Origin of the sequence: Nibrella saemangeumensis, from assembly GCF_039541915.1 — a bacterium.
Taxonomy (GTDB): Bacteria; Bacteroidota; Bacteroidia; order Cytophagales; family Spirosomataceae; genus Nibrella; species Nibrella saemangeumensis.
The window spans coordinates 23,291-47,234 of record NZ_BAABHD010000014.1 but is presented as its reverse complement, the minus strand read 5'-3'; the positions used below and the strand labels follow the sequence as shown (position 1 = coordinate 47,234).

Here is a 23,944-nt window from a genome sequence, read left to right as displayed (position 1 = left end):
ATGATAGCCATCGGTCTACTCCTCATCTTCCTGGTTTTTGCCACGCTGATGTTCATGCGGAAGGTTCCGGCGCTGCTGGCCTTACCCGCCATAGCGGTGCTGATTGCGGCCCTGGCCCGACTGCCGGGTACCGATATTCTGAACACGATTGTCGCCCAGGGTTCCATCAAACTGGCACCGGTATACGTGGCGGTGTTTGCGGGAGCTATGATGGGCCGGGTGCTGATTCAGACCGGCATTGCCGAAGAGATTATCAAGCGGGCTGCTGAGTTTGGGGGCGAACGGCCGCTGGTGGTTGCGTTCGGGCTGATGCTGGTCACGGTGGTGCTGTTTACGACCCTGCAGGGGTTAGGCGCTATCATTACTGTGGGGTCGCTGGTGCTGCCGATCATGATGAGCCTGGGTATTCCCCGTAAACTGGCCGGGGTGCTGTTCCTGCTGGCGTTTGCTACGGGGTTCATCTTCAACCCCATTCTGTTTACGCTGTACCGGCAGTTGCTGCAACTCCCCGAAAGCCAGCCGATGCCGGGTCAGGTGATGACATTTGCCTTTATTCTGCTGGGGCTGATGATGGTCGCCGTTGTAACATATGCGCTCATTGCCGCCCGCCGGTCGGGTGAAATGCTGCTGATGATAGCCACACCGGCCGAAGAAGCCGTCAAGCCGGAGCGGGGAAAGCGGGTGCCGCTCATTGCGCTGCTGACGCCGGTGGTGCCGCTGATTCTGTTTTTCGGCTTTAATGCATTTGGCATCAAGCTCGATTTTATTGCTGCGTTTATCATCGGTTCGCTGTTCGGCGTGATTACCACCAACTACCGCAATGCGGTGAAAACGGTAACGGCTTCGGCCATTAAAGGCATTGAAGATGGAGCCCCGGCCGCCATTCTGATGATGGGCATCGGTATGCTTCTGAACGCGCTGAATTTACAACCCATTAAAACGGCGCTGGAGCCGCTCATCGTATCGCTGCCGTTCAGCTCAGCGCTGTTCTATATCGCTTTCTTCGGACTGCTTTCCCCGCTGGCGCTTTACCGGGGACCGCTCAACATTTTCGGTATTGGGGTTGGCCTGTTCACCATTATGTTCGGAACGGGCGTGCTGCCCGCCATTGCGTTGCTGGCGGCTATCATGTGCGTGGTGCAGGTGCAGAATGTGTGTGACCCCACCAACACACATAATGTGTGGATTGCCAACTTTGTAGGTGTTCGGGTGGAAGATCTGACGAAGGAAACGCTACTGCCGACGGTGCTGGTGTGTGTAGTTGGCCTGATAATCTCGGCCCTGTTATTCCTGTGAGCATGAAAAAGCAAGTCAGAGTGGGCATCGATGTAGGCGGCACCTTTACCGATGTGGTAGTGGTCGACCATGCCAGCCGGGAGGTTATCTCGCAGCTCAAAGTACCTACCACCCACGACGCTACCGAGGGCGTGGCCCTGGGCATCATCAACGCCATCAACCGGGCGCTGTCTGAACTCAGCATCGACCCCGAAGACGTGGTGTTCATCGCCCACTCCACCACCCAGGCGACCAACGCGCTGCTCGAAGGGGATGTGGCTAAAGTCGGCATTATCGGCATCGGCAATGGTGTGGAAGGGCTGAAAGCCAAAATTGACACCCATATTCCGGCCATCGAACTGGCTCCTAACCGCTTCCTGAACGCGGAACACGTTTTTCTGTCGAACCGCAACCTCAGCGAGACAGTTCTGGATACTCAACTGGCTGATTTCCGCCGGAAGGGTGTCGAAGTTGTGGTAACGTCCGAAGCGTTTGGGGTGGATAATGCCGACAATGAGACGCACATCAGCGATAAAGCCCGCCAACTGGGTTTTCTGGCCACCAGCGGCCATGAGGTATCGACCCTCTACGGCCTGCGTACCCGCACCCGCACGGCGGTGATTAACGGGGCGATTCTGCCCAAGATGATTCACACGGCTACTATGACGGATGCGTGCGTGAAGAAGTCCGGCATTACGGCCCCGCTGATGATTATGCGCTCCGACGGTGGCGTGATGAGCGTTGAAGAAGTTCACCGGCGACCGATTATGACCATGCTCTCCGGCCCCGCAGCGGGTATTGCGGGTGCGCTGATGCACGAGCGGGTATCCGACGGGATCTTCATCGAAGTTGGCGGCACCAGTGCGGATATTTCGGTGATTCGCGACGGGCAGCCCCAGACCAAAGCCGCCCGCGTGGGTGGTCACCGGACGTACCTGAACACGCTTGATGTACGCACCCTGGCCATTGCCGGCGGCAGCATGATTCGCGAGGCTAACGGCAAAATCGTGGACGTAGGCTCCCGGTCGGCCCACATCGCCGGACTGCATTATGCCTGCTTCCAACCGGCTGAAATCTTTGAGAATGCCAGACTGGTGCATCTTCGCCCTACTGAAAAAGACGCCGACGATTACACCGCCATCGAAACCACCAGCGGCAAACGCTTTTCCCTGACTCCCACCTGCGCGGCCAACCTGCTGGGCATTATTCCCGATACCGCTTTTGCCAAAGGCAATGCCGATGCCGCCCGGCTGGCGTTTAAACCGCTGGCCGATAAGATTGGCAAGACGGTAGAAGAAGCCGCCCGTGAGGTGCTGGACATCTCGTGCCGAAAAGTAGCAAAACAAATCGACGAACTCATTGCCGAATACCACCTCGACCGGGACACCGTCGAACTGATCGGCGGGGGTGGCGGAGCGGCTTCGCTGGTGCTGTATACCGGCGAACTGATGAAACTCCCCGCCCGGCTCGCCAGAAAGGCGGAGGTCATCTCCACCATCGGCGTAGCCCTGGCGATGGTGCGTGATACGGTGGAGCGTAACATTGTTGACCCGACACCCGATGATATTCTGGCGGTGCGTCGGGAAGCAGCCGAAGCGGTTATCAAAATTGGCGCTTTGCCCGAAACGGTCGAGGTGCAGATGGAAGTAGATACCCGGCGGAATCTGGTGCGGGCGACGGCCTTTGGCACCACCGAACTCAAGAAGGACGACAGCAACGCAAAAATTTTCACCTTTCAGGACTGCAAAGCCTCGGCCGCCCGCTCTATGCAAACACCTGCTGAAAACGTCCGGCTGCTGGGCGAAACAGGTCCGTTATACGTTTTCGGTGCCGAACGCATCAGCAAAACGTTCTTTGGACTTTTTCAGTCGAAACAACTGGCGGTGCGGATCACCGACCGAACGGGGGTAGTACGACTCCAGCGCAACCACGCGCATGTGTACGCGACCCGGATTGCCGAAGCGTTGCCGCAACTGGAACGAGTGATACTCGACTTAACGGATTTTGGGGATGCCGGCCGGAGTCTGCCCGATATTCATTTGCTGGTCGGTGCCCGCATTATCAACCTGTCGGGGCTGGCCGACCTCGAACAGGCACTGGCCCTGGCGGCTACCGAACTGGAGAATAGAGCCGGTGACGAGCACATTGTGATTCTGGCGGAAGATAAAAAGTGAAAGAGCGAGAGAGCGAAAGAGTGGGGCTAGCAACTATTCAACCAATGACTGATATACTAATTGTAGGTGGTGGCGTGGGTGGCTGCGCCTGTGCGCTGGCGGCCTGCAACGCTGGCTTGACTGTGATAATGACGGAAGAATCCGACTGGATTGGCGGTCAGTTTACTACACAGGCCACCCCGCCTGACGAACACGGCTGGATTGAACGCTTTGGCTGCACCCAGACCTACCGAACCTTTCGGGAGCGGGTACGGCAGTACTACCGAACCAATTACCCGCTCAAACCAGAAGCGCTGACAAACCCCGTGCTGAATCCGGGTAATGGCTGGGTGTCGCCGTTGTGCGCCGAACCAAAGGTATTTTTACACGTGCTGAAAGATATGCTCCAGCCGCACGTCCAGAACCATAAGCTGACTATCCTCACCAAACACATCCCGGTTGCTGCTGATTCTACCGGCAATACGGTACATGCCATTACCCTGCAAAACACCCGAACCAGCGAACCCACCACGATTACCGCCCGGTATTTCGTAGACGCCACCGAACTCGGCGATCTGCTGCCCCTGACCGGAACCGAATATGTCACCGGCTCCGAAAGCCAGGCCGATACCGGTGAACCCAGCGCCAAACCTATAGCCAACCCGGCCAATTCGCAGGCATTTTCGGTATGCTTCGCCATAAGCTACCACGAAGGCGAAGACTGGACCATTGACCGGCCTAAAAATTACGACTTCTGGCGGGAATTTACGCCCAGTCTCTCCCCTGCCTGGGTCGGGCGGCTGTTGAGCATGTCAGGTATTAGTCCACGCACCATGCAACCCGTGCAGTATACCTTTAAGCCCCACAACGAACCCAACAAAGCCTTTGCGGGTCTGTGGACATACCGCCGGATTCTCCATAAAGACCTGTTTAAGGATGGCGCGTTCGATTCCGACATTACGCTGGTGAATTACCCGCAGATTGACTACCTGCTGGGCGATTTGTGCAATGCCTCCGCCGAGGAAAAGGAGCGGCTGATTGCAAAAGCCAAAGAGCAGAGCCTATCGTTTCTGTACTACCTGCAAACCGAACTGGGTTTCAAAGGGCTGAAGCTGCGAGCGGATGTGGTGGGTACGGAAGACGGACTCGCCAAACGGCCATACATCCGGGAGTCGCGTCGCATTAAGGCGGAATTTACCATCAAAGAGCAGCATGTCTCGGCCCAATACCGGCCGGGGCAGATCCTGGCGGAGCCGTTTCCGGACTCAGTAGGCATCGGCTTTTACCGGATTGACCTGCACCCGAGCGTTGGCGGGGATAATTACGTAGACGTAGAAAGCCTGCCGTTTCAGATTCCGCTGGGCGCGCTGATTCCTAAGCGGGTTGACAACCTGTTGCCGGTTTGTAAAAACATCGGCACTACGCATATCACCAACGGCTGTTACCGGCTCCACCCGATCGAGTGGAACATTGGCGAATCGGTCGGTAACCTGCTGGCGTTTTGTCTGGGAGAAGACCTCCGTCCGAGGGCCGTCAGAAATGACCGTACGTTACTCCAGCATTTTCAGCAACTGCTTATCGACAAAGGGGTAGAAATAGCGTGGCCCGACGATATAAAGTTAGAAGAAGGCGACCCGCATATTCACGCCATGTGAACGGATTGGGGACGGTTCGCCGATGCGATTTATGAATTCGAATTTGGGATTTTGTCCGAGGCTACCTCGACTACCATTCTATCGAACTTGAGTGTATGAACGGGAAGGAACTGGCGCAACAGGTAATCGAACGCTACGGCACCAGCGATGCATTTGCCCTTGTTGAACGGGCAGGTATATCGCTGAGCTACGGCCGGTGGCATCCAGTAACGCTGGGTGAATATGATAAAAAGACCCGAAGCATCTGCATCAACCTGAACGCGGCTATTGACAAAGAATTGATTATCGCCCACGAGTTGGGGCATTACTTTGCCGCCGACCTGCCGGGACAGCGGAGCCGGGCCGAAGAAGAACAGATAGCTGAAGACTTTGCGGCCGAACTCAAGGCTCAAAGACCTTCTCCATAACCAGGGCGTAGGCCCCCAGCATCTCGGCCTTTTCGCCTAAGGGCGATACCTGAACGTCACAATCGGCCATCAACTGGGGTAAACTGTGCAGGCTCATGCCCCGGATAATCGGGTACTTCAGGTACTCACCCACTTCGCTGAACCGCCCACCCAGAATCAGCAGCTCCGGATTCAATACCTGAATCAGCAGCGACAGGGCCTTGCCTAACTGCTCCCCTACCTCCGACAGCAGTTCATTGACCAGCCGGTCGCCCTGCTTCGACAGCACCATGAGTTCGCGATAACTCAGCGCCTTGCCGGTCTTTTCCTGATAAGCCTCCTCCACAGAAGCGCCCGACACAACCGTCGACAAACAACCTTTTTTGCCACAGATGCAGAGTTTGTCGTTATCGAAAAAGGAGATGTGACCAAACTCCCCGGCGAACCCGGAGTGCCCGTTATGAATCTGTCCGTTCGAGATTAAGCCAACCGCCAGCCCCCGGCTCAGGTTGACATACACGACATCCTGCTTGCCACGGGCCAGCCCGAACGTCTGCTCGCCCAGCGTCATGAAGTGGGTATCGTTGTCAATGAAAACCGGGTAGTTCCACTGCGCTTCCAGCAGTTTGGTGAGTGGCTGGTCGAAGTTCAGAAACGAGTAGCTGATGCCTCTGTCCCGATTTACCCTGCCGGTGATACCAATCCCTACGCCCAGGATTTTCTCGTCGGCAATGCCTTTGGAATTTATCAGCGCCGGCACCGTCCGCACCAGAAAATCGAACGCATCTTCCCGCTTGCTGATATCGAAATTATCCGTCTCATAATCGTAGATTACCTCGTGGTTGAGGTTGATAATGCTCATCCGGAACGACTTCAGCAGCAACTCTACCCCCACAATGTAGCCCTGCTCCGGATTCAGGCGGTAGACGGTCGGACGGCGGCCGCCGGAAGACTCTTTCTTGCCGGACTCAATGAGAATATTCCGGTCCAGCAGGTCGTTGATAAACTTGATGGTAGTGGGCAGACTCAGGCCGGAGAACTCCCGAATTTCGGGCATAGTCTTGCCTTTTTCGCGCAGCAGAAACTGAATTATTTTTCGGGTTTGCAGACTCTGATGTGTGCCCACATCCATATTGTCGATAAACGCTCTCATCTTTACCGTTTTTAAACTACCCGCTCGGCTCCTTTCCAGATACCTTCGTCGTACTGAATACCCAGGCCGGGAGTGTTTGGGATTGTCATTTTTCCGTTCTGCACCTGAATGGCGGGCGAATACCAGGAAGCCGGTTTTTCGCCGGGATTATACACGAACTCCTGCAGGCCGTACAGATTTGTGGCCAAGGCCGCTACCTGCCAGAACGGCCCGATCAGCGGGTCCGCTTTTGGGGTATGCGGGGCAAACTGCTTGCCATGCTGCCGCACAATCTCAGCTACCTGCAACGTCCGCAGTATACCACCATTGTAATACAGATCCGGCTGGTAGAGGTCATATACGCCGGTGCGGGACAGTCGTTCAAAACGGTACAAGCTGCTGTCCTGCTCGCCACCGGCCAGCATGATTTTGGTCAGCGCCTGATTCACCTGGCGCATGCCGTCTTCGTCTTCAAAGCTGCACGGCTCCTCAAAAATAGCCACGCCGTAACTTTCCAGAAACTTACCCGCTTCGATGCCTTCTTTGGTAGAGAATGAGCCGTTACCGTCGGCGTAAATAATTGCCGCATCGCCCAGCGTTTTGCGGACCAGCGGCACAAACTGCCGGGTCCGGCGGTCATCCTCCGGCGTATTCTGCATACGACCACCCACTTTAATCTTTACCCCTCTGGCACCGGTAGCCACTAGTTTTTCCGCCAGCCGGTTCACAACACCCCCTACCAGTTCTCCTCCCCGGTAAAAATCAGATATGTATACTTCGTATTCATTCCGTATGGGCTTACCAAGTAGAGCATATACCGGTTTTCGGGTCAGTTGCCCCAACAGGTCCCAAGTAGCAATTTCGACCGAGCCGATGCTGTTCCAGAGCGGCATACCGGCGTATTTGTAATTGCTGTTGAGCCGGTAAGCATTATCCACCAACTGCGGCAGGTCGCGGGCATCTTTCCCTAAAAAGTGGGGCAGTACCAGCCCCTTCAGCAGCGACGTCAGGTTCGGCATCCGATCGTTGCACTGGGTGATACCCTTCGCCCCGTCTTCTGCCGTAACCACCAGCAACATACGCCCCTGGGTTTTCAGTAGCTCTACGGATCGGATCGATACCGGATTCGGTAAGGCTTTCCTGAGGTCTGGTAAGGGCCAGTTGGGAAACGGGTCCGGAGCGGCTGAACCCAGGATGCGATTATCGGCTTCGGCCATGGGTGAGGTAAAGGCCAGGGTCGCTACGCCGGTCAGGGTTTTCAGGAAATGATGTCGGTTCATCGGTTCAGGAAGCTACTACACGTGCGGCAGGCAAGTAAGCATTTTCCTGTTAAGATTCTAAATGCCGGCTATGTAAATAAAAGCCCAGCCACCCTTCGGCAGCCAGGCTATAATTCGTTTTTCATTATACAGTATTCACACTCCCCTATTCCCACTCAATGGTAGCGGGCGGTTTGGAGGAAATATCGTACACGACGCGGTTAACACCCTTGACCTTGTTGATGATCTCGTTGGAGATGTCGGCCAGGAATTCATACGGCAGGTGCGCCCAGTCGGCGGTCATGCCGTCGACACTGGTTACGGCCCGGAGCGCTACGACGCGTTCGTACGTACGCTCGTCGCCCATAACCCCCACCGACTGAATCGGCAGCAGCATGGCCCCGGCCTGCCAGACCTGATCGTACAGGTCGTATTTCTTCAGGCCGTTGATAAACAGCGCATCCACCTCCTGCAGAATGGCTACTTTCTCCGGCGTAATATCGCCCAGGATACGAATGGCCAGGCCCGGTCCGGGGAACGGGTGGCGTTTCAGGATGTTATCCGGTATCTCCAGCGTGCGGCCGACAGCCCGTACCTCATCTTTAAAGAGCGTATTCAGCGGTTCCACCACTTTCAATTTCATGAAGTCGGGCAGACCGCCTACGTTGTGGTGGGATTTGATGGTGGCCGACGGCCCCTTCACCGATACCGATTCAATCACATCCGGGTAGATGGTACCCTGCCCCAACCAGCCGACGCCTTCAATCAGGTGCGCTTCGTGGTCGAATACGTCGATGAACGTTTTGCCGATGGCTTTGCGCTTGGCTTCCGGATCGGTCAGGCCGGCGAGGGCGGTGTAGAATTGCTCTTTGGCGTCGACGCCTTTGACATTCAGGCCGAGGTGCTTGTAGGATTCCAGAACGCCCTCAAACTCATCTTTCCGCAAGACGCCGTTATCCACAAAAATGCAGTAGAGGTTGCTGCCGATGGCCCGGTGAATGAGCGTAGCCGCCACCGATGAATCGACCCCGCCGGACAAGCCCATAACAACCTTATCATTACCCAGTTTTTCTTTCAACTGCGCAATGGTCGACTCCACAAACGACGCTGACGTCCAGTTCTGCGAACAGCCACAAATATCGACCACAAAGTTTTTGAGCAGCATCTTACCCTGCAGCGAATGCGTTACCTCCGGGTGGAACTGAATGCCGTAGGTTTCCTCACCCGCTACCTGGAAAGCAGCCACCTGAACCGTTTCCGTGGAGGCAATGATCTGGAAGTTGTCGGGGACACTGGTAATGGTATCGCCATGCGACATCCAGACCTGCGTATGCACATCCAACTCTTTCAACAAGGGGTTTTCGGTATGAACGGTACTGAGTTTAGCCCGGCCGTATTCCCGGATGGACGAAGGCTGCACCTCTCCCCCGCTGGTATGGGCTAGTAGCTGAGCGCCGTAGCAGACACCTAATAGCGGCATCTTGTGCCGGAAAGCGGCCAGATGCACTATCGGCGAATCGGCGTCCCGTACGGAACACGGGCTTCCGGACAAAATGACACCTTTGATGTCGGGGGTAATTTTGGGGATATGATTATAGGGGTGAATCTCACAGTAGACGTTCAGTTCGCGCACCCGGCGGGCAATCAGTTGGGTATACTGCGAACCAAAGTCCAGAATCAGGATTTGTTCAGTGGCCATGGTACGTATCTAAAATGCAAAATTATAGCATTTTAGATACGTACCCAAAAAGTCTCTGCGCTCTGAACAATTTTGTGTTTAAATAAGGGCGGGCGAATTGGATTTTACTCGTACACCTCAGCAACCTGCGAGCACTCTAAATAGTAAATATTCTGGTCAAAATCAAACGAAACATCTTCGTCGGCCAGCACATGCGCATTCACCGGCGATATTTCGTAAAAATCGTACATAAACGGGTCATCCTGAGGCACGTCGAACCAGTAAATATACTCATGCAGAGCAAAATTCTGGAGCGTGAAGTACGTTATAAATTCCTCAGTATCCTTATCAAATACGGTGACAACACGGCGAACCGCGTACTCTCTGACATTTGTGTTCATGGTTAGATTAACAGGTACAAGTTACATCATATTTTCACTTAAAAACCAAGAAACATTAACTTTCTGCACAAATATAGTAACACGTTTGAATTGTAAAATAGCCGGAAAAAATCTCCGGCTATACATGACAAAAAATTATTGATACAGTAAGTATTTCTTTCTAAGCGTCTTGTACTGGCCCAGTTCCGGCTCCCAGCTTTTTCGGATATTAGCCTCCGAAAGCCCTCCTTTTATCTGATAACGCAACTGATCACTACCCGCCAGCCGGTCAATGCCATTGTTCTTCAGAAAGAACGCTTCCTTATCGGATGCCTTCTGATAAAAGTCAATCAGGTACTTTAACGTGATTCTGTCTTTTGGCGGCTCGATCTGCGACATATCCATGCCATAGCACTGCTTGCCTTCCTGCGGAGGGTTCATCGCACCCGGCTTATCCACCGGTGTGAACGTGTACGTGCCAAAATTCGGGTCAGGGCCTCCAATCACCTGAAACTGCTTGTCGGTACCCCGCCCTACGCTGACAACCGTGCCCTCAAAGAAACAGAGTGACGGATACCACAGGACCGCTTTCTGGTTGGGCAGGTTCGGCGACGGCTTCATGGGCAGGGTGTACGGTGTCTGGTGGGTATACCCTTGCAAGGGAATCACCGTCAGATTGGGCTGCACCCCATTTTTCAGCCATTTCTCGCCATTGATCATTTTGGCCAGTTCGCCAATGGTCAGGCCATGTGCCACCGGTATCCTGTGCATCCCCACAAACGACCTGAACTTAGGGTCCAGCACGGGCCCATCCACAATATGGCCGTTTGGATTAGGCCGGTCCAGAATCAGGATGGGCTTATTGTTTTCGGCGCAGGCCTCCATGGCGTAGTGCATGGTGCTGATATACGTATAAAAGCGCGTACCCACATCCTGAATATCGAAGATGACGATGTCCAGCGAATCCAGTTGGGCCGCTGCGGGCTTGTAATTGCTGCCGTAGAGAGAAATGATGCTGACGCCGGATCGCGGATCGCGGCTGTTGCTAATCTTCTCGCCATCGGTGGCCTTACCCCTAAATCCATGTTCCGGCGCAAAAATAGACTTCACGGTTACCCCCTGGGCCAGCAGGGTATCCACTAAATGGGTATACCCACCGTTCTTATTACGAACGATCGACGTATGATTGACAACCATCCCTACCCGCTTGCCCTGCAGCAGGGGCAGGTAGGCCGAAAACTGCTCGGCACCGAGTTGAAGCGGCTCATTGGTGACCGACTGGGCGGCAGGAGCCTGATTCTGGCCAGGCTTTTTATTGGACTGGGCGGTACAGTTCAGGCAGCCCATTAAGGCCAGGCCCAGCACGAAAAGAGATTTCACTTGCATAGAAAAGATTGTTCGGTTGCTAAATAAGGCATTATTTTGTTCCACCACAAAACGCCCAGTCGGCTTGAACGTCCCATTTTTTCTGGCCCGGCGCATTCGCCACGCGCCAATGGCCAGTTTTTCGGCTACCGTTACTAAAGTTGGCATTGCCAGTATTGCCGTCGGTCTGGCGGTGATGATCATTGCTTTTGCGGTACTTTTTGGTTTTAAACGTACCATTCAGCAAAAGATTTTCCTATTCGGGGCGCATATGCAGGTCTCTAAATTTACGCTGAACCTGTCCTACGAAGAACCGCCTCTGTTTCTGCGCACCAATTTGTATAATATTGCCGAACAGATTCCGGGAGTAAGGCACATTCAGGCCGTTTCGCTCAAAGCAGGTATCCTGAAAACCCCCGACGAGTTGGCCGGGGCCGTCCTGAAAGGCGTTGATAAGGATTACGACTGGGCCCTGTTCCGCGAAAGCATCATCGCCGGTAAAGTACCTGCCGTGGCCCCCGACAGCGGCTACTCCACCGAAATCCTGATAAGCAAACGCATGGCCGACCAGCTACAACTTAAAGTAGGCGGGAGCGTACCCATGTATTTTATCGGCAACCAGCTCCGCGCCCGCAAACTAAACGTGGTGGGTATCTACGAAACGGGTCTGGAAGAGTTCGATAACACCATCGTGCTGGGTGACATCCGGCTGATACAGCGGCTCAACAACTGGGGGGCTGATTCTGTAGGCCGCTACGAGGTTTTCGTCAGTGACTTCGACCAGCTGGACGCGACTACGCGCCGGGTGTTCGACGCCATGTCGCCGGATATGCGGCTGTTGAAAGTGACTGACCAGTATCGACCACTATTCGACTGGATGGTGCTGCTCGACCGCAACATGGTCGTTTTTCTCGTGCTGATCGTCTTCGTTTCCAGCTTCAATATGGTATCGGTGCTGCTGGTACTGATGATGGAACGGACGCCCATGATTGGCCTGCTGAAAGCCCTGGGCGGCAATAATAAACTACTCCGACAAATCTTTTTCTACGTCGGCCTGAACATGATCGTGTGGGGCTTATTAATCGGCAACGTTGTGGGTATTGGCCTGTGCTGGCTGCAGGATACCTATCAGCTGATTCCGCTCGACCCCCGCAATTATTACATGAGCTACGTTCCCATCGAGTGGGACTGGACCGTTATCGTCTTACTGAACATCGCCACAATTATCCTCATCGCAGCTGTGCTCTGGATACCCACTCTGGTCATCAACCGCATTCAGCCGGTACGGGCGCTGGTCTTTAAGAAGTAACCTGACCCAGGACACAACAGATTGGAACTGGATTTTACAGCATTTTAAGGATTAATAGGATTATCTTTGTGCTGCTTTGTTATATACTCAGCGAACAATACACTTCATCCGGTTAATCGTTTAAATCTGTTATAATTTTGGTTCAGACAGTAGTAACCCCATACCAGCCCAAGTACAAAATCCGCATCGTCACGGCAGCCTCTTTGTTTGACGGGCATGATGCGGCCATCAACCTTATGCGCCGGATCATGCAGGCATCCGGCGCCGAGGTCATCCACCTGGGGCATAATCGCTCCGTGTCCGAAATCGTCGACTGCGCCATTCAGGAAGATGTGCAGGGGATTGCCGTTACCAGCTACCAGGGCGGGCATCTGGAATTCTTCAAATACATGTACGACCTGCTAAAGGAGCGCGGAGCGGGTCATATTAAGATCTTCGGTGGCGGTGGCGGTACCATTCTGCCGACCGAAATTGACGACCTCCACGCCTACGGCATTACCCGCATCTACTCGCCCGACGACGGCCGCGCCATGGGTCTGCAGGGTATGATCAACGACCTGCTCGAAAAATGCGACTTCCCGACCCGGCTTGAGGACGGTTGGCCGCTGCCACTGAACGGCCAGTTAAAAAAGCTTCCCGTAACCAAAGACACCAACCTGATCGCCCGGCTGATTTCGGTAGCCGAGAACGACCCGGAGCAGTTCAGCCAGCCAAACCTGCCAGCTTCGCAGGCTAACCAAACTGCCCAGACGCCCGTTCTGGGTATTACTGGCACAGGCGGAGCCGGTAAGTCGTCGCTGGTGGATGAGCTGGTGCTGCGGTTCCTGCGGCACTTTCCGGAAAAGACCCTTGCTATTATTTCTGTAGATCCGTCGAAGCGCAAAACGGGCGGGGCCCTGCTGGGCGACCGTATCCGGATGAACGCGATTAACGACAAACGGGTATACATGCGGTCGCTGGCAACGCGGCAGTCGAACCTGGCGCTGAGCCGCCACGTGCAGGACGCCATTAATGTCTGCAAAGCCGCGCATTTCGACCTGATCATTGTGGAGACATCGGGTATTGGTCAGTCGGATACGGAGATTACCGAACATTCGGATGTCAGCCTGTACGTGATGACGGCCGAATACGGAGCCGCCACGCAGTTGGAGAAAATCGACATGCTCGATTTTGCCGACATCATTGCCATCAATAAATTCGACAAACGCGGTTCGCTGGATGCGCTGCGGGATGTACGGAAACAGTACCGTCGGAACAACGGAGCTACCAACCCGGCGTTGTGGGAAATACCCGACGAGCAACTGCCTATTTTCGGCACCATTGCGGCCCAGTTCAACGATGCGGGGATGAATGCCCTATTTACGAACGTGGTAGCGAAGCTGGCCGAAATTGACGACCGCCTGCAACTACCCGCCGACGCTATCCATCAGACCACAACCAGTTCCAAACCCAGTATCATTCCGGCTGACCGGGTACGATACCTGGCCGAGATCGTGGAAAGCAGCCGCCGGTACGCCGACTTTGTGAACGAACAGGCGGCCCTGGCCCGGCAACTGTACCAGCTTAAGGGTACCATCGACCTGCTGAAAAAAGCGCCCCAGCCAACGGAGGGGGAAGCTTCTTCAACGAAAGACACCGGATTGGCGGGTAACCTGCAATCGATTTACAACGACCTTGAGAGCCGGTTGCACCCCGATTGCCGGCAACTCCTGCTACAATGGCCGGAGATGCAAAAACGATATACCGCTGACAATTACCAGTACAAGGTCCGGGACAAAGTCATTGAGCAGCCGCTCTATACCGAAACCCTGTCTCACCTCCGCGTACCCAAGGTCAGTCTGCCGAAATACAGCGACTGGGGCGATATTCTGCGGTGGCTGCTGACCGAAAACGTGCCGGGTGAGTTCCCGTACGCGGCTGGCGTATTTCCGCTCAAGCGCGAGGGTGAGGACCCCACGCGCATGTTTGCCGGTGAAGGCGGCCCCGAGCGTACCAACCGCCGGTTTCATTACGTTTCCAAGGGCATGCCGGCCAAGCGACTCTCCACCGCTTTCGACTCGGTTACCCTCTATGGCGAAGACCCGGATTACCGGCCGGACATTTTCGGCAAAGTAGGCAATTCCGGCGTTAGCATCTGCACGCTCGACGACGCCAAGAAGCTCTACAGCGGCTTTAACCTCTGCGACCCGGCTACCTCGGTCTCTATGACCATCAACGGCCCGGCCCCCATGCTGCTCGGCTTCTTCCTGAACACGGCTATCGATCAGCAGTGTGAACTTTGGCTGCGCCAGCAGGGGGATGTAGACCAGAATGTAATTCCGGGCAACGAAGTTGAAGCAGACAACCAAAATCCAATCGCCCAGCGACCCGGTCCGGCCTACAACGGCCCCCTCCCCGACGGCAACGACGGCCTGGGTCTGATGCTGCTGGGAACGACCGGCGACAAGGTGCTGCCCAAAGAAGTTTATGAGAAAATCAAGGCCGACACCCTCCGACGCGTTCGGGGTACGGTACAGGCGGATATTCTGAAAGAGGATCAGGCGCAGAATACCTGCATTTTCTCGACCGAGTTTGCGCTGCGGATGATGGGCGATATTCAGGAGTACTTCACCCATAACCAGGTCCGCAACTTCTACTCCGTATCCATCTCCGGCTATCACATTGCCGAAGCGGGGGCCAATCCGATTTCGCAGTTGGCCTTTACGCTGGCCAACGGCTTTACGTTTGTGGAATACTACCTAAGCCGGGGTATGCACATCGACGACTTTGCACCAAACCTGTCGTTCTTCTTTTCGAACGGTATGGACCCGGAATACACCGTTATGGGCCGGGTCGCCCGGCGCATCTGGGCCAAAGCGATGAAACATTTATACAAGGGCAATGACCGGTCGCAGAAGCTGAAGTACCATATCCAGACGTCGGGCCGGAGTCTGCACGCGCAGGAGATCGCTTTTAACGACATCCGTACCACGCTCCAGGCGTTACTGGCAATCTACGATAACTGCAACTCGCTGCACACCAATGCCTACGATGAAGCCATTACCACCCCCACCGAAGAATCGGTACGGCGGGCGATGGCCATTCAGCTCATCATTAACCGGGAGTTTGGTCTGACCAAAAACGAAAACCCGCTGCAGGGCTCGTTTGTGGTCGAGGAACTGACCGAACTGGTCGAGCAGGCCGTGTACCAGGAGTTCATTAACCTCAACGAGCGCGGAGGGGTATTGGGGGCGATGGAGCGCATGTACCAGCGGAACAAGATTCAGGAAGAGTCGATGTACTACGAGATGCTGAAGCACAATGGCTCGTTACCCATTATCGGCGTCAATACCTTCCTGGACCCCAAAGGCTCACCGACGATTGTGCCGGAAGAGGTTATCCGTTCCACCGACGAAGAAAAACAATACGCCGTTGAGTCGTGCCGGGCGTTTCAGGAGCGCCACCGCACCGAAGCGGAGATGGCGCTGAAACACCTGCAGGAAACGGCGCTGGCCAACGGCAACCTTTTCGAGAGTTTGATGGAAGCAACCAAGGTCTGTTCGCTTGGGCAGTTGTCCAACGCGCTCTACGCTGTAGGTGGGCAGTACCGGCGGAACATGTAACTATTGGTGTGAGCCCGGCCGCTCACCCAATACGGTGGTGGGGTGAACCAATACCCCACTACCGTTGCTTAATCCGGTTTGGCGTGCCGCATTTCCAGCCCAACAGCTCTGGGCTTGAAGCCCGGCCATACGCCGTCGGTCACCTTTTCGGGAACATCCAGGTATTTCCGGTTGTCCTGGCCTTTCAGGTGCCAGCCCAGAAAGGCCGTCACGAAATGCTGATTGATGTTGTTGATCCGTCGCTCATTCCAGCCCGGCTCCGCATAATGCATGTATTCGTTCAGGGGAAGGCCGGGCTTTAGTATGGCCGCAACCGGGGCATTCGGGGCCACGTTGTGCCGGGCATTCACGTAGGTGAGCATGTATCGGTCGGCATTGACGGCGCCCTCATAGATCAACTTTATGCCTTTGTCGTACCCAGACACATCATCTTTGCCCCCGGCGATAAACAGTGTCGGCAGGCGAAGTCCTTTAAGGCCTTCGGCATCCCATACCCCACGTTCCATACCCCAGGGCGCAAAGGCAATGATGGCTTTAATCCGGGTATCGACAGGAGCCTTCAGAGCAGGAGAGCCGGCGGCCCGTAGCCTGAGGGTATCACTGCCACCGGCCAGTTGTTTGAACAAACTGACCGCCTGCGGACTGTAGCCGGCTCCTCCAACGTTCAGCACGCCATAACCGCCCATGGAGTAGCCAATCAGCGCCGTCCGGCTGGCATCGCATAAACCAGCCAGAAACGAAGGACTGCCTTTAGCACTCAGCCGGGCCATTTCGTTCAGCACGAACAGGTCGTCAAGCGGTCGGTTCAGCAGGGTACTGCTAAAACTGGCCACATCGCGGTACGTCGATTCGGTATGGTCAATTGCCACAACGACGTAGCCCTTGGAGGCCAGATTTTCGGTCAGGTATGTCATCAGATAGCGCGACCCAGGATAACCGTGCGAGACGATAACCAGCGGGAAGGGTCCACTCTGCACGTCCGGCCCGGCATCGCGCAAAGCCCGGCCCGCAAACGTATACGGCACTACAGGTCGCTGCGGATTGTTAGCCAGCCCCATCACCTGCTCGTACTGCGTCAACTCGGCCTGTCCCTGCGGAATCCGGGCCGGATACCATACCTCCACGGTAAGCGGCCGGTCATAGGCCGGTGCTTTACCGTCTTTGGCTTTGAGAATGTCGGCCTGGCCTGGATTGGTCAGCTTCAGAGTTCGGACACCCACTTTATACGCACCACGCGGAGCCAGTTCGGGGGCGTCGGGAAGTGGGTCCCCCACCACAAACGGTTCGGTTTGGGACTGGGCGATACTTGCCCCAATGGATAAAACGCAGAAAAGCAACAGCGACAGCCAGCGACGATACATGAAATCGGCAGGATTTAGAGGAAAAACAGCGCTAATCTACACCTTTTCGCCAGTCTGTACAGAGGCCTTACGCAGAACGGCTATGTAAGCAGACAGAGCGCGGGCGGAAAGACCCTGATCAGACCACCAAACCTTAAACCGCCTAACTTTTTCTTCCCGCTCATAAAACCTGTTGAGTAGACCAGAGTTATCCTATCAGATCAAAATCGCTAGGAGTTATGCAGTACAACGAATTCATTCACGAGGGAAAACAGTTGCTCGGTCTGGAAAAAGAAGCGGATGTTATGACTATAGCGCGGGCGTTTCTGCACACGCTGACCGAGCATATGGCCGGCAACGCTGCGGATAACCTGGCCGCTCAGTTGCCGGAGCCTGTCGCTGCCCTCATCCGCGAAATTGACCCTGAGGACCGGGATCAGGGCCAACGCTTTTCGCTGGCCGAATTTTATCAGCGTATGGCCCACAAAGCGCACCTGGACGACGCCACGGCCCGGCGCTACACGCACGACTTTATGAGGTTGCTGGGTGGGGCGATTACGGAAGGAGAAGTGGAAAAGCTTAAAAAGATATTACCGGCTGATTATGAGCCCTTATTCCACGGGGTCAGCGGAGTTCCCAATGCGCCTGTTCGATAAGAAAACTGAAAGGCCGGTTAGAAAAACCGGCCTTTGTTATCGTAAGTCACGGTTTTATCGTTACTTGTTCCCTTTCTTTGAGTCAAAGTCGTTCCTAATTAGTCACACTGCTTCTTTTTCATGAGTAGCATTCTACCCCTGGTGAGCCCCCAGCAGGCTGTTTCGTGTATCCAATCCGGTAATCGGGTATTTGTTCACAGCGTCGCCCAAACGCCCCATACGTTGATAAACGCCATGGTAGCCCGCTCGGAAGAGCTGAAAGATGTTGAGATTGTCCATATTCATACCGAAGGAATACTGCCCTACCTCGACGAAAAGTACCAGGGCGTTTTTCGCGGCAATGCCTTCTTCATCGGTTCTAACATGCGGAAGCAGGTCAACCAGGGCCTGGCCGATTACGTGCCCATTTTTCTCAGCGAAATTCCCTTACTGTTCAGCAAGCGCATCTTACCCATTGATGTCGCGCTGATTCAGGTATCGCCCCCCGACAAACACGGCTACTGCTCGCTGGGGCCGTCGGTAGATGTATCGCTGAGCGCCATCAAATCGGCAAAATATGTCGTGGCCCAGATCAACCCCAATGTACCACGCACGCACGGCGACGGGATGATTCCGGTATCGGCTATTCACGCGGCCGTAGAAGTAAATGACCCAATATACGAAGTGAAGGTTGGTACTATTTCGGATGTGGAGCGCAAGATTGGTCAGCACGTAGCCAGCCTGGTCGAGGATGGCGCTACGCTGCAACTGGGCATTGGCGGTATACCCAACGCCGTTCTGGCCGAACTGATCCACCATAAAGCCCTAGGTATCCATACAGAAATGTTCTCCGACGGAGTCATTGATCTGGTAGAGCGGGGCGTTATTACCGGCGAAAACAAACGGGTACTGCCGTACAAGGTCGTGTCCAGCTTTGTGATGGGAAGCCGAAGGGTATACGACTTCATCCACGATAACCCGGCTGTTACCATGAAAGAAGCCTCCTACACGAATGACACAGCCATTATTCGTCGCAACCCGAAGGTAACAGCGGTGAACAGTGCCATCGAAATAGATCTGACCGGTCAGGTCTGCGCCGACACCATCGGTACGTTTCAGTATTCGGGCGTGGGTGGGCAGATGGATTTTGTGCGGGGAGCATCGCTGTCGGAAGGTGGTAAACCCATTATTGCGCTGCCGTCTGTCACGAAGAAAGGCGAGAGTAAAATTGTACCGTTTCTGAAGGAAGGTGCCGGCGTCACCACCACGCGGGCGCACGTTCACTACATTGTTACGGAGTACGGCATTGCCAATCTGTACGGCCAGAACCTGCGCCAGCGAGCCAAATCGCTGATTAGCATTGCCCACCCCGAACACCGGGAAAGCCTTGAACGGCAGGCGCACGACCGGTTCGGCACGCTGTAAGAAAAAGCGCCCCACAACCATAGCTAACCTATTGACTATAAGTTATTAATTTTACCGGTGAAGATGATACTAAAATGATCATCGGCTGCGATATTTGATAGTATGCTTCCTTCGTATGGAATATGAAACCTGCCGTACAGTAAAAGAGTAAACCTATGAGTACACCTGCTGAAAAATTGCGCATAAACGACCGGCCCGATAACAAAGGCTGGAAAAAGTGGGGACCTTACCTATCGGAACGTTCCTGGGGAACAGTCCGGGAAGACTATAGTCCCTACGGTGATGCCTGGAATTATGTTAACCACGATATGGCCCGCTCCCGTGCCTACCGCTGGGGCGAAGAGGGTATCGGTGGCGTATCCGACAACAAAGGACATATCTGCCTGGCTCTGGCCTTGTGGAACCACCGCGATAACATCCTGAAGGAGCGGCTCTTTGGGCTGGCCGGGCCGGAAGGTAACCATGGCGAAGACGTAAAAGAACTCTATTATTACCTGGACAGTACGCCAACGCACTCCTACATGAAGATGCTCTATAAGTATCCGCAGCAGGAGTTCCCGTATAACCGGCTCGTCGTAGAAACCATGCGACGTACCCGGCAGGATCCCGAATTTGAAATAATGGATACGGGTATTTTCGACAAAGATGAGTACTTCGATATTTTTATTGAATACGCCAAAGCCGACGAAAACGACCTCCTGATCAAGGTAATCGCTTATAACCGCTCGGCTAAGCCGGCTCCCCTCACGCTGCTGCCAACCATCTGGTTCCGGAACACCTGGTCGTGGGGCTACGAGCAGTACGCCTACAAACCCATGCTGAATGGCATTGCCAGTAGTCAGATCGAGGTCAATCACAAGCAACTGGGCAAGTTTAAGCTGTACTGTGAAAAAGCCGATGAGCTGCTCTTTTGCGATAACGAAACCAATACCGAACGACTGTACGGACGACCCAACCAGACGCCGTACACCAAAGACGGCATCAACAACTACATCATCACCGGTCGCCGGGAATACGTTAATCCCAACGAAATCGGCACGAAGGCTGCGGCCCGGTACGAGAAAATGATCGGGGCGGGCGAGAGCTATACCATCCGGCTGCGATTCAGCGATAAAACCCAGCTGCTCACTCCCTTCGGTGATTTTGATGACATATTTGAGTTGCGTAAAAAGGAAGCGGATGAGTTCTACGATGCGCTCCAGAAGAACGTCACTGATGCTGAACTCAGGACTATTCAGCGGCAGGCTTATGCCGGTATGCTGTGGAACAAGCAGTTCTACTACTACAACGTAAACGAGTGGCTGAAAGGTGACCCCAAGATGCCGGTACCGTTTCAGGGCAGGGTATACGCCCGGAACGAGTCCTGGAAGCATATGTACACGGCCAACATCCTGTCGATGCCCGACAAGTGGGAATACCCCTGGTTTGCGGCCTGGGATCTGGCGTTTCATACGCTGACGCTGGCCCGGCTGGACCCTCATTTTGCCAAGCGTCAGCTGGCGGTTATTCTGCGGGAATACTACATGCACCCCAACGGCCAGATTCCGGCGTACGAATGGAATTTCAGCGACGTGAATCCGCCCGTACACGCCTGGGCTACCTGGAAAGTTTACGAGATTGACAAGGAACTGAATGGCACCGGCGACATCGGGTTTCTGGAGCGCGTCTTCCATAAAATGCTGCTCAACTTTACCTGGTGGGTTAACCGCAAAGATGTGGCCGGCAATAACATTTTCGGCGGAGGCTTTCTTGGTCTGGATAACATTGGGGTCTTTGACCGCAGCCAGCCGCTACCGATGGGCGGGCGCATTGAGCAGGCCGACGGTACCGGCTGGATGGCTATGTACACCCTGAACATGCTCAGGATTGCCTGTGAGATCTCCCTGGTGCGCCCCTCCTACCAGGACATGGCCAGCAAGTTCTTTGAGCACTTCCTGCACATTGCCGCAGCCATGAGCAACCTCGGTAAGCACAATATCAGTTTGTGGGACGAGGAGGACCAGTTCTATTACGACGTACTGCACACGCCCGACAACAACGCCCGATTGCTCAAAATCCGCTCGATGGTGGGCCTGATCCCGCTATTTGCGGTGGAAATTCTGGACGAGGATATGCTGTCGAAACTGCCTGACTTCAAACGGCGGCTGGAGTGGGTGCTGCGTAACCGGCCCGATCTGGCTTCGCTGATTTCCCGCTGGCACGAGCCGGGTAAAGGGGCTACCCACCTGCTGTCGCTGCTGCGTGGTCACCGCATGAAGATGCTGCTGAAGCGCATGTTCGACGAAACCGAGTTCCTGTCTGACTACGGCATCCGGGCCCTGTCTAAATACCACGAAGCGCATCCGTACGAGTTCGGCCTGAACGGCGAGGTTTTCCGGGTCAAGTACGTGCCGGCTGAGTCGGAGACAAGTCTGTTCGGCGGTAACTCCAACTGGCGCGGCCCGGTCTGGTTTCCGGTCAACTTCCTGCTGATCGACTCGCTGCTGAAGTTTTACCAGTACTACGGCGATGATTTTGAGGTCGAATACCCCACGCATTCGGGGCAGGTCATGAGCATTAAGGAAGCGGCCATCCTGCTCGCCGACCGGCTGATCAACATCTTCCGCAAAGACTTCCGGGGGCATATTCCGGCCTACGGTAACGTCAAAAAGCTCCAGCAGGACCCGCACTTCCGGAACCTGTACCTGTTCTATGAGTACTTCCACGGCGACAACGGCAGCGGCCTCGGAGCCAGCCACCAAACCGGCTGGACCGGGCTCGTTGCCGATTTAATTGAGTACGTGTATAAGTTCCAGCCGGAAGGATTAGCCATGACCTCACCGGCAACGAAATAAGGCCTTTATAGCCGAAAACAAGAAAGCCCCGCAACGTTGCGGGGCTTTCTTATTACGTGCCTGAAGCCGGTTATTGTTTTCGGATAGTGCCGCCAATTTCACCGGCAGGGAATCTGCTTGTTTTAATACTGATGTAGGTCTGCCCATTGTTCATGCTGGTTACCAGGGCCGCCGGTACTGTTGCCGTACCAGTAACTGTACCGGCCCTGGCGTTCGCGGCCGTTGTCGATGCAGGTGTACCCACAATGGTAATTGACTCAGGACCCGTTGCCGTGGCCGACGTACTCGTTGCACTATGGATGTGAGCGCCGGTGATCGGGGTTGATAAGCCGGAATAAGTCATGGTATAGCTCATTGAGTTTGAAGCATTGACCACCCCTACGAAGCTACCAACTCCGGTTGCGGCTGTGTTTGATACGACCGTGCCAGATGTACCGGTGGTCGATGTACCCGATGTTAAGGTCGTTGAGATGGGGTTTCTTCCGCCTGCCGCATTAATGGTGGCTGTATACGTAGATGATGTAACAATCGGTGTGGTATCGTCATCATCATCATTATTACAGGCAACAAAGATAACCGACATAAGCAATACTGGTACGAATAACGAAAAGAGAGCTTTCATAACTTTTAGAGATTGGATAACATAAATGTGAACACTTCCCTATAAAAACTATAGAGCGCAGAATTGTTTTAATTTTTTATAAAAAGCACCTGACGGTAAACCATCCTCCGGGTTGCCACATAAAAAAAGGCGCCGTACTGAGTTACTGCGCCTTTTTTACCGTTTAATAATTTACTTACTCCCGACTCCAGACTTCATTGACTTTACCGCCGGTAGAACTCTGCCCCCGGTGCAACCAGTCGTTGCCTTTTAACTCAGCATCAAAAGTCAGCGACTTGCCAACCCGGCTGTTGTCGCGGGAGAAAAAGTCGATTGTCTCAGTGTACTTACCATCTTTTAACGTGTAGGTTCCCCCCCCCGTACCGGCAAACAACTTCGTCTGGGGGTTAATAGCCGCCCACTGGAAGCGGGTGCCGGTCAGGAGTTTCAGCGTTTTGCGTGGGCCACGCTGCATAGTCGTTACCTGACCATCGTCGCCAGCCCGGCCGGTAATCCGCCACAGGCCGGCCAGGGGCGTTTGAGTGGATGGCTGATCAACCCGCTCAAAGGTTCGGCGGCCACCGCGACCCAATAGCGTCATTTTGTTGCCGGAGAACGCCAGTTCGTAGCTTTCCGAACCGCCAATGCGGGTGCTGTCTTTCGTATCAAACTCCACCAGCAGATTCATTACTTTACCGTTTTGCTGAACGGCTCCGCCCCTGGTGCTCACAAATTCATTTGGGCGGTAATCCGTCTGCATCAGGTAACCGTCAGAAGCAATCAGCATGGTAGCGGGTCCGCCAACCGCGTTCGTCTCGCGCCAGGCACCCGCTATGGTCGGTGTTCCCTGCCGGGCGGCTATCAGCCAGCCGGCGGTTACAACCATCAAAATAATCAGGCTTTTTCTCATCATAT

17 protein-coding genes are annotated in these 23,944 nt (G+C 54.6%); 9 read left to right on the top strand and 8 right to left on the bottom strand.

Annotated elements, in window-relative coordinates:
- From ABD949_RS06400 to ABD949_RS06385, 4 genes are all read left to right on the top strand, one after another.
- Entirely contained in the window at positions 1-1,296 is a 1,296-nt protein-coding gene (locus ABD949_RS06400) for a citrate transporter (protein WP_345241730.1), read from the top strand.
- Positions 1,297-1,298: 2 nt separating this feature from the next.
- Positions 1,299-3,449, top strand: coding sequence for a hydantoinase/oxoprolinase family protein (locus ABD949_RS06395; RefSeq protein ID WP_345241728.1), 2,151 nt, complete (start codon positions 1,299-1,301; stop codon positions 3,447-3,449).
- Between the two features lie 44 nt (positions 3,450-3,493).
- On the top strand, positions 3,494-5,083 hold the full coding sequence (locus tag ABD949_RS06390) for an FAD-dependent oxidoreductase (RefSeq protein WP_345241726.1): 1,590 nt from the start codon (positions 3,494-3,496) through the stop codon (positions 5,081-5,083).
- Positions 5,084-5,178: 95 nt separating this feature from the next.
- Positions 5,179-5,490, top strand: a complete 312-nt coding sequence (locus ABD949_RS06385; RefSeq protein WP_345241724.1) for an ImmA/IrrE family metallo-endopeptidase — start codon at positions 5,179-5,181, stop codon at positions 5,488-5,490.
- Here ABD949_RS06385 and ABD949_RS06380 read toward each other — a convergent pair.
- From ABD949_RS06380 to ABD949_RS06360, 5 genes are all read right to left on the bottom strand, one after another.
- The gene (locus ABD949_RS06380; RefSeq protein ID WP_345241722.1) at positions 5,465-6,622 is read right to left on the bottom strand and encodes an ROK family transcriptional regulator; all 1,158 of its coding nucleotides are present in this window, start codon (positions 6,620-6,622) and stop codon (positions 5,465-5,467) included. The two genes, ABD949_RS06385 and ABD949_RS06380, sit on opposite strands and share 26 nt — an antisense overlap.
- 11 nt (positions 6,623-6,633) lie before the next feature.
- Positions 6,634-7,881, bottom strand: coding sequence for an enolase C-terminal domain-like protein (locus ABD949_RS06375; protein ID WP_345241720.1), 1,248 nt, complete (start codon positions 7,879-7,881; stop codon positions 6,634-6,636).
- 145 nt (positions 7,882-8,026) lie between these two features.
- Positions 8,027-9,559 (bottom strand): glutamine-hydrolyzing GMP synthase, encoded by a 1,533-nt coding sequence (gene guaA / locus ABD949_RS06370; RefSeq protein ID WP_345241718.1) that lies wholly within the window; start codon positions 9,557-9,559, stop codon positions 8,027-8,029.
- A gap of 104 nt (positions 9,560-9,663) precedes the next feature.
- Positions 9,664-9,939 (bottom strand): DUF7683 domain-containing protein, encoded by a 276-nt coding sequence (locus ABD949_RS06365; protein WP_345241716.1) that lies wholly within the window; start codon positions 9,937-9,939, stop codon positions 9,664-9,666.
- Positions 9,940-10,074: 135 nt separating this feature from the next.
- A complete protein-coding gene (locus ABD949_RS06360) occupies positions 10,075-11,304 on the bottom strand; it encodes an exo-beta-N-acetylmuramidase NamZ family protein (RefSeq protein WP_345241714.1) in 1,230 nt (409 codons plus the stop codon).
- A gap of 64 nt (positions 11,305-11,368) precedes the next feature.
- Here ABD949_RS06360 and ABD949_RS06355 point away from each other — a divergent pair, with 64 nt between their 5' ends.
- Together ABD949_RS06355 and ABD949_RS06350 are read left to right on the top strand one after the other, a co-directional pair.
- On the top strand, positions 11,369-12,592 hold the full coding sequence (locus ABD949_RS06355; protein ID WP_345241712.1) for an ABC transporter permease: 1,224 nt from the start codon (positions 11,369-11,371) through the stop codon (positions 12,590-12,592).
- 236 nt (positions 12,593-12,828) lie between these two features.
- Positions 12,829-16,194 carry a methylmalonyl-CoA mutase family protein gene (locus ABD949_RS06350; protein ID WP_425576733.1) on the top strand — a complete coding sequence of 1,122 codons (3,366 nt, stop codon included), beginning with the start codon at positions 12,829-12,831 and terminating at the stop codon, positions 16,192-16,194.
- Between the two features lie 68 nt (positions 16,195-16,262).
- Here ABD949_RS06350 and ABD949_RS06345 read toward each other — a convergent pair whose 3' ends face one another.
- Positions 16,263-17,555, bottom strand: coding sequence for an alpha/beta hydrolase family protein (locus ABD949_RS06345; protein WP_345241708.1), 1,293 nt, complete (start codon positions 17,553-17,555; stop codon positions 16,263-16,265).
- 218 nt (positions 17,556-17,773) lie between these two features.
- Here ABD949_RS06345 and ABD949_RS06340 point away from each other — a divergent pair, with 218 nt between their 5' ends.
- The 3 genes from ABD949_RS06340 (at position 17,774) to ABD949_RS06330 (ending at position 22,428) form a co-directional block, all read left to right on the top strand.
- Entirely contained in the window at positions 17,774-18,190 is a 417-nt protein-coding gene (locus tag ABD949_RS06340; protein ID WP_345241706.1) for a DUF2267 domain-containing protein, read from the top strand.
- A gap of 120 nt (positions 18,191-18,310) precedes the next feature.
- Complete coding sequence (locus ABD949_RS06335) at positions 18,311-19,594, top strand: acetyl-CoA hydrolase/transferase family protein (RefSeq protein ID WP_345241704.1); 1,284 nt, start codon at positions 18,311-18,313, stop codon at positions 19,592-19,594.
- 155 nt (positions 19,595-19,749) lie between these two features.
- Positions 19,750-22,428 carry an MGH1-like glycoside hydrolase domain-containing protein gene (locus ABD949_RS06330; RefSeq protein ID WP_345241702.1) on the top strand — a complete coding sequence of 893 codons (2,679 nt, stop codon included), beginning with the start codon at positions 19,750-19,752 and terminating at the stop codon, positions 22,426-22,428.
- A gap of 70 nt (positions 22,429-22,498) precedes the next feature.
- Here the strand turns inward: ABD949_RS06330 and ABD949_RS06325 are convergent, their stop codons facing one another.
- Both ABD949_RS06325 and ABD949_RS06320 read right to left on the bottom strand, forming a co-directional pair.
- Positions 22,499-23,050 carry a CHRD domain-containing protein gene (locus tag ABD949_RS06325; protein WP_345241700.1) on the bottom strand — a complete coding sequence of 184 codons (552 nt, stop codon included), beginning with the start codon at positions 23,048-23,050 and terminating at the stop codon, positions 22,499-22,501.
- Between the two features lie 175 nt (positions 23,051-23,225).
- Positions 23,226-23,942, bottom strand: coding sequence for a membrane or secreted protein (locus ABD949_RS06320; protein ID WP_345241698.1), 717 nt, complete (start codon positions 23,940-23,942; stop codon positions 23,226-23,228).
- Between the last annotated feature and the right edge of the window lie 2 nt (positions 23,943-23,944).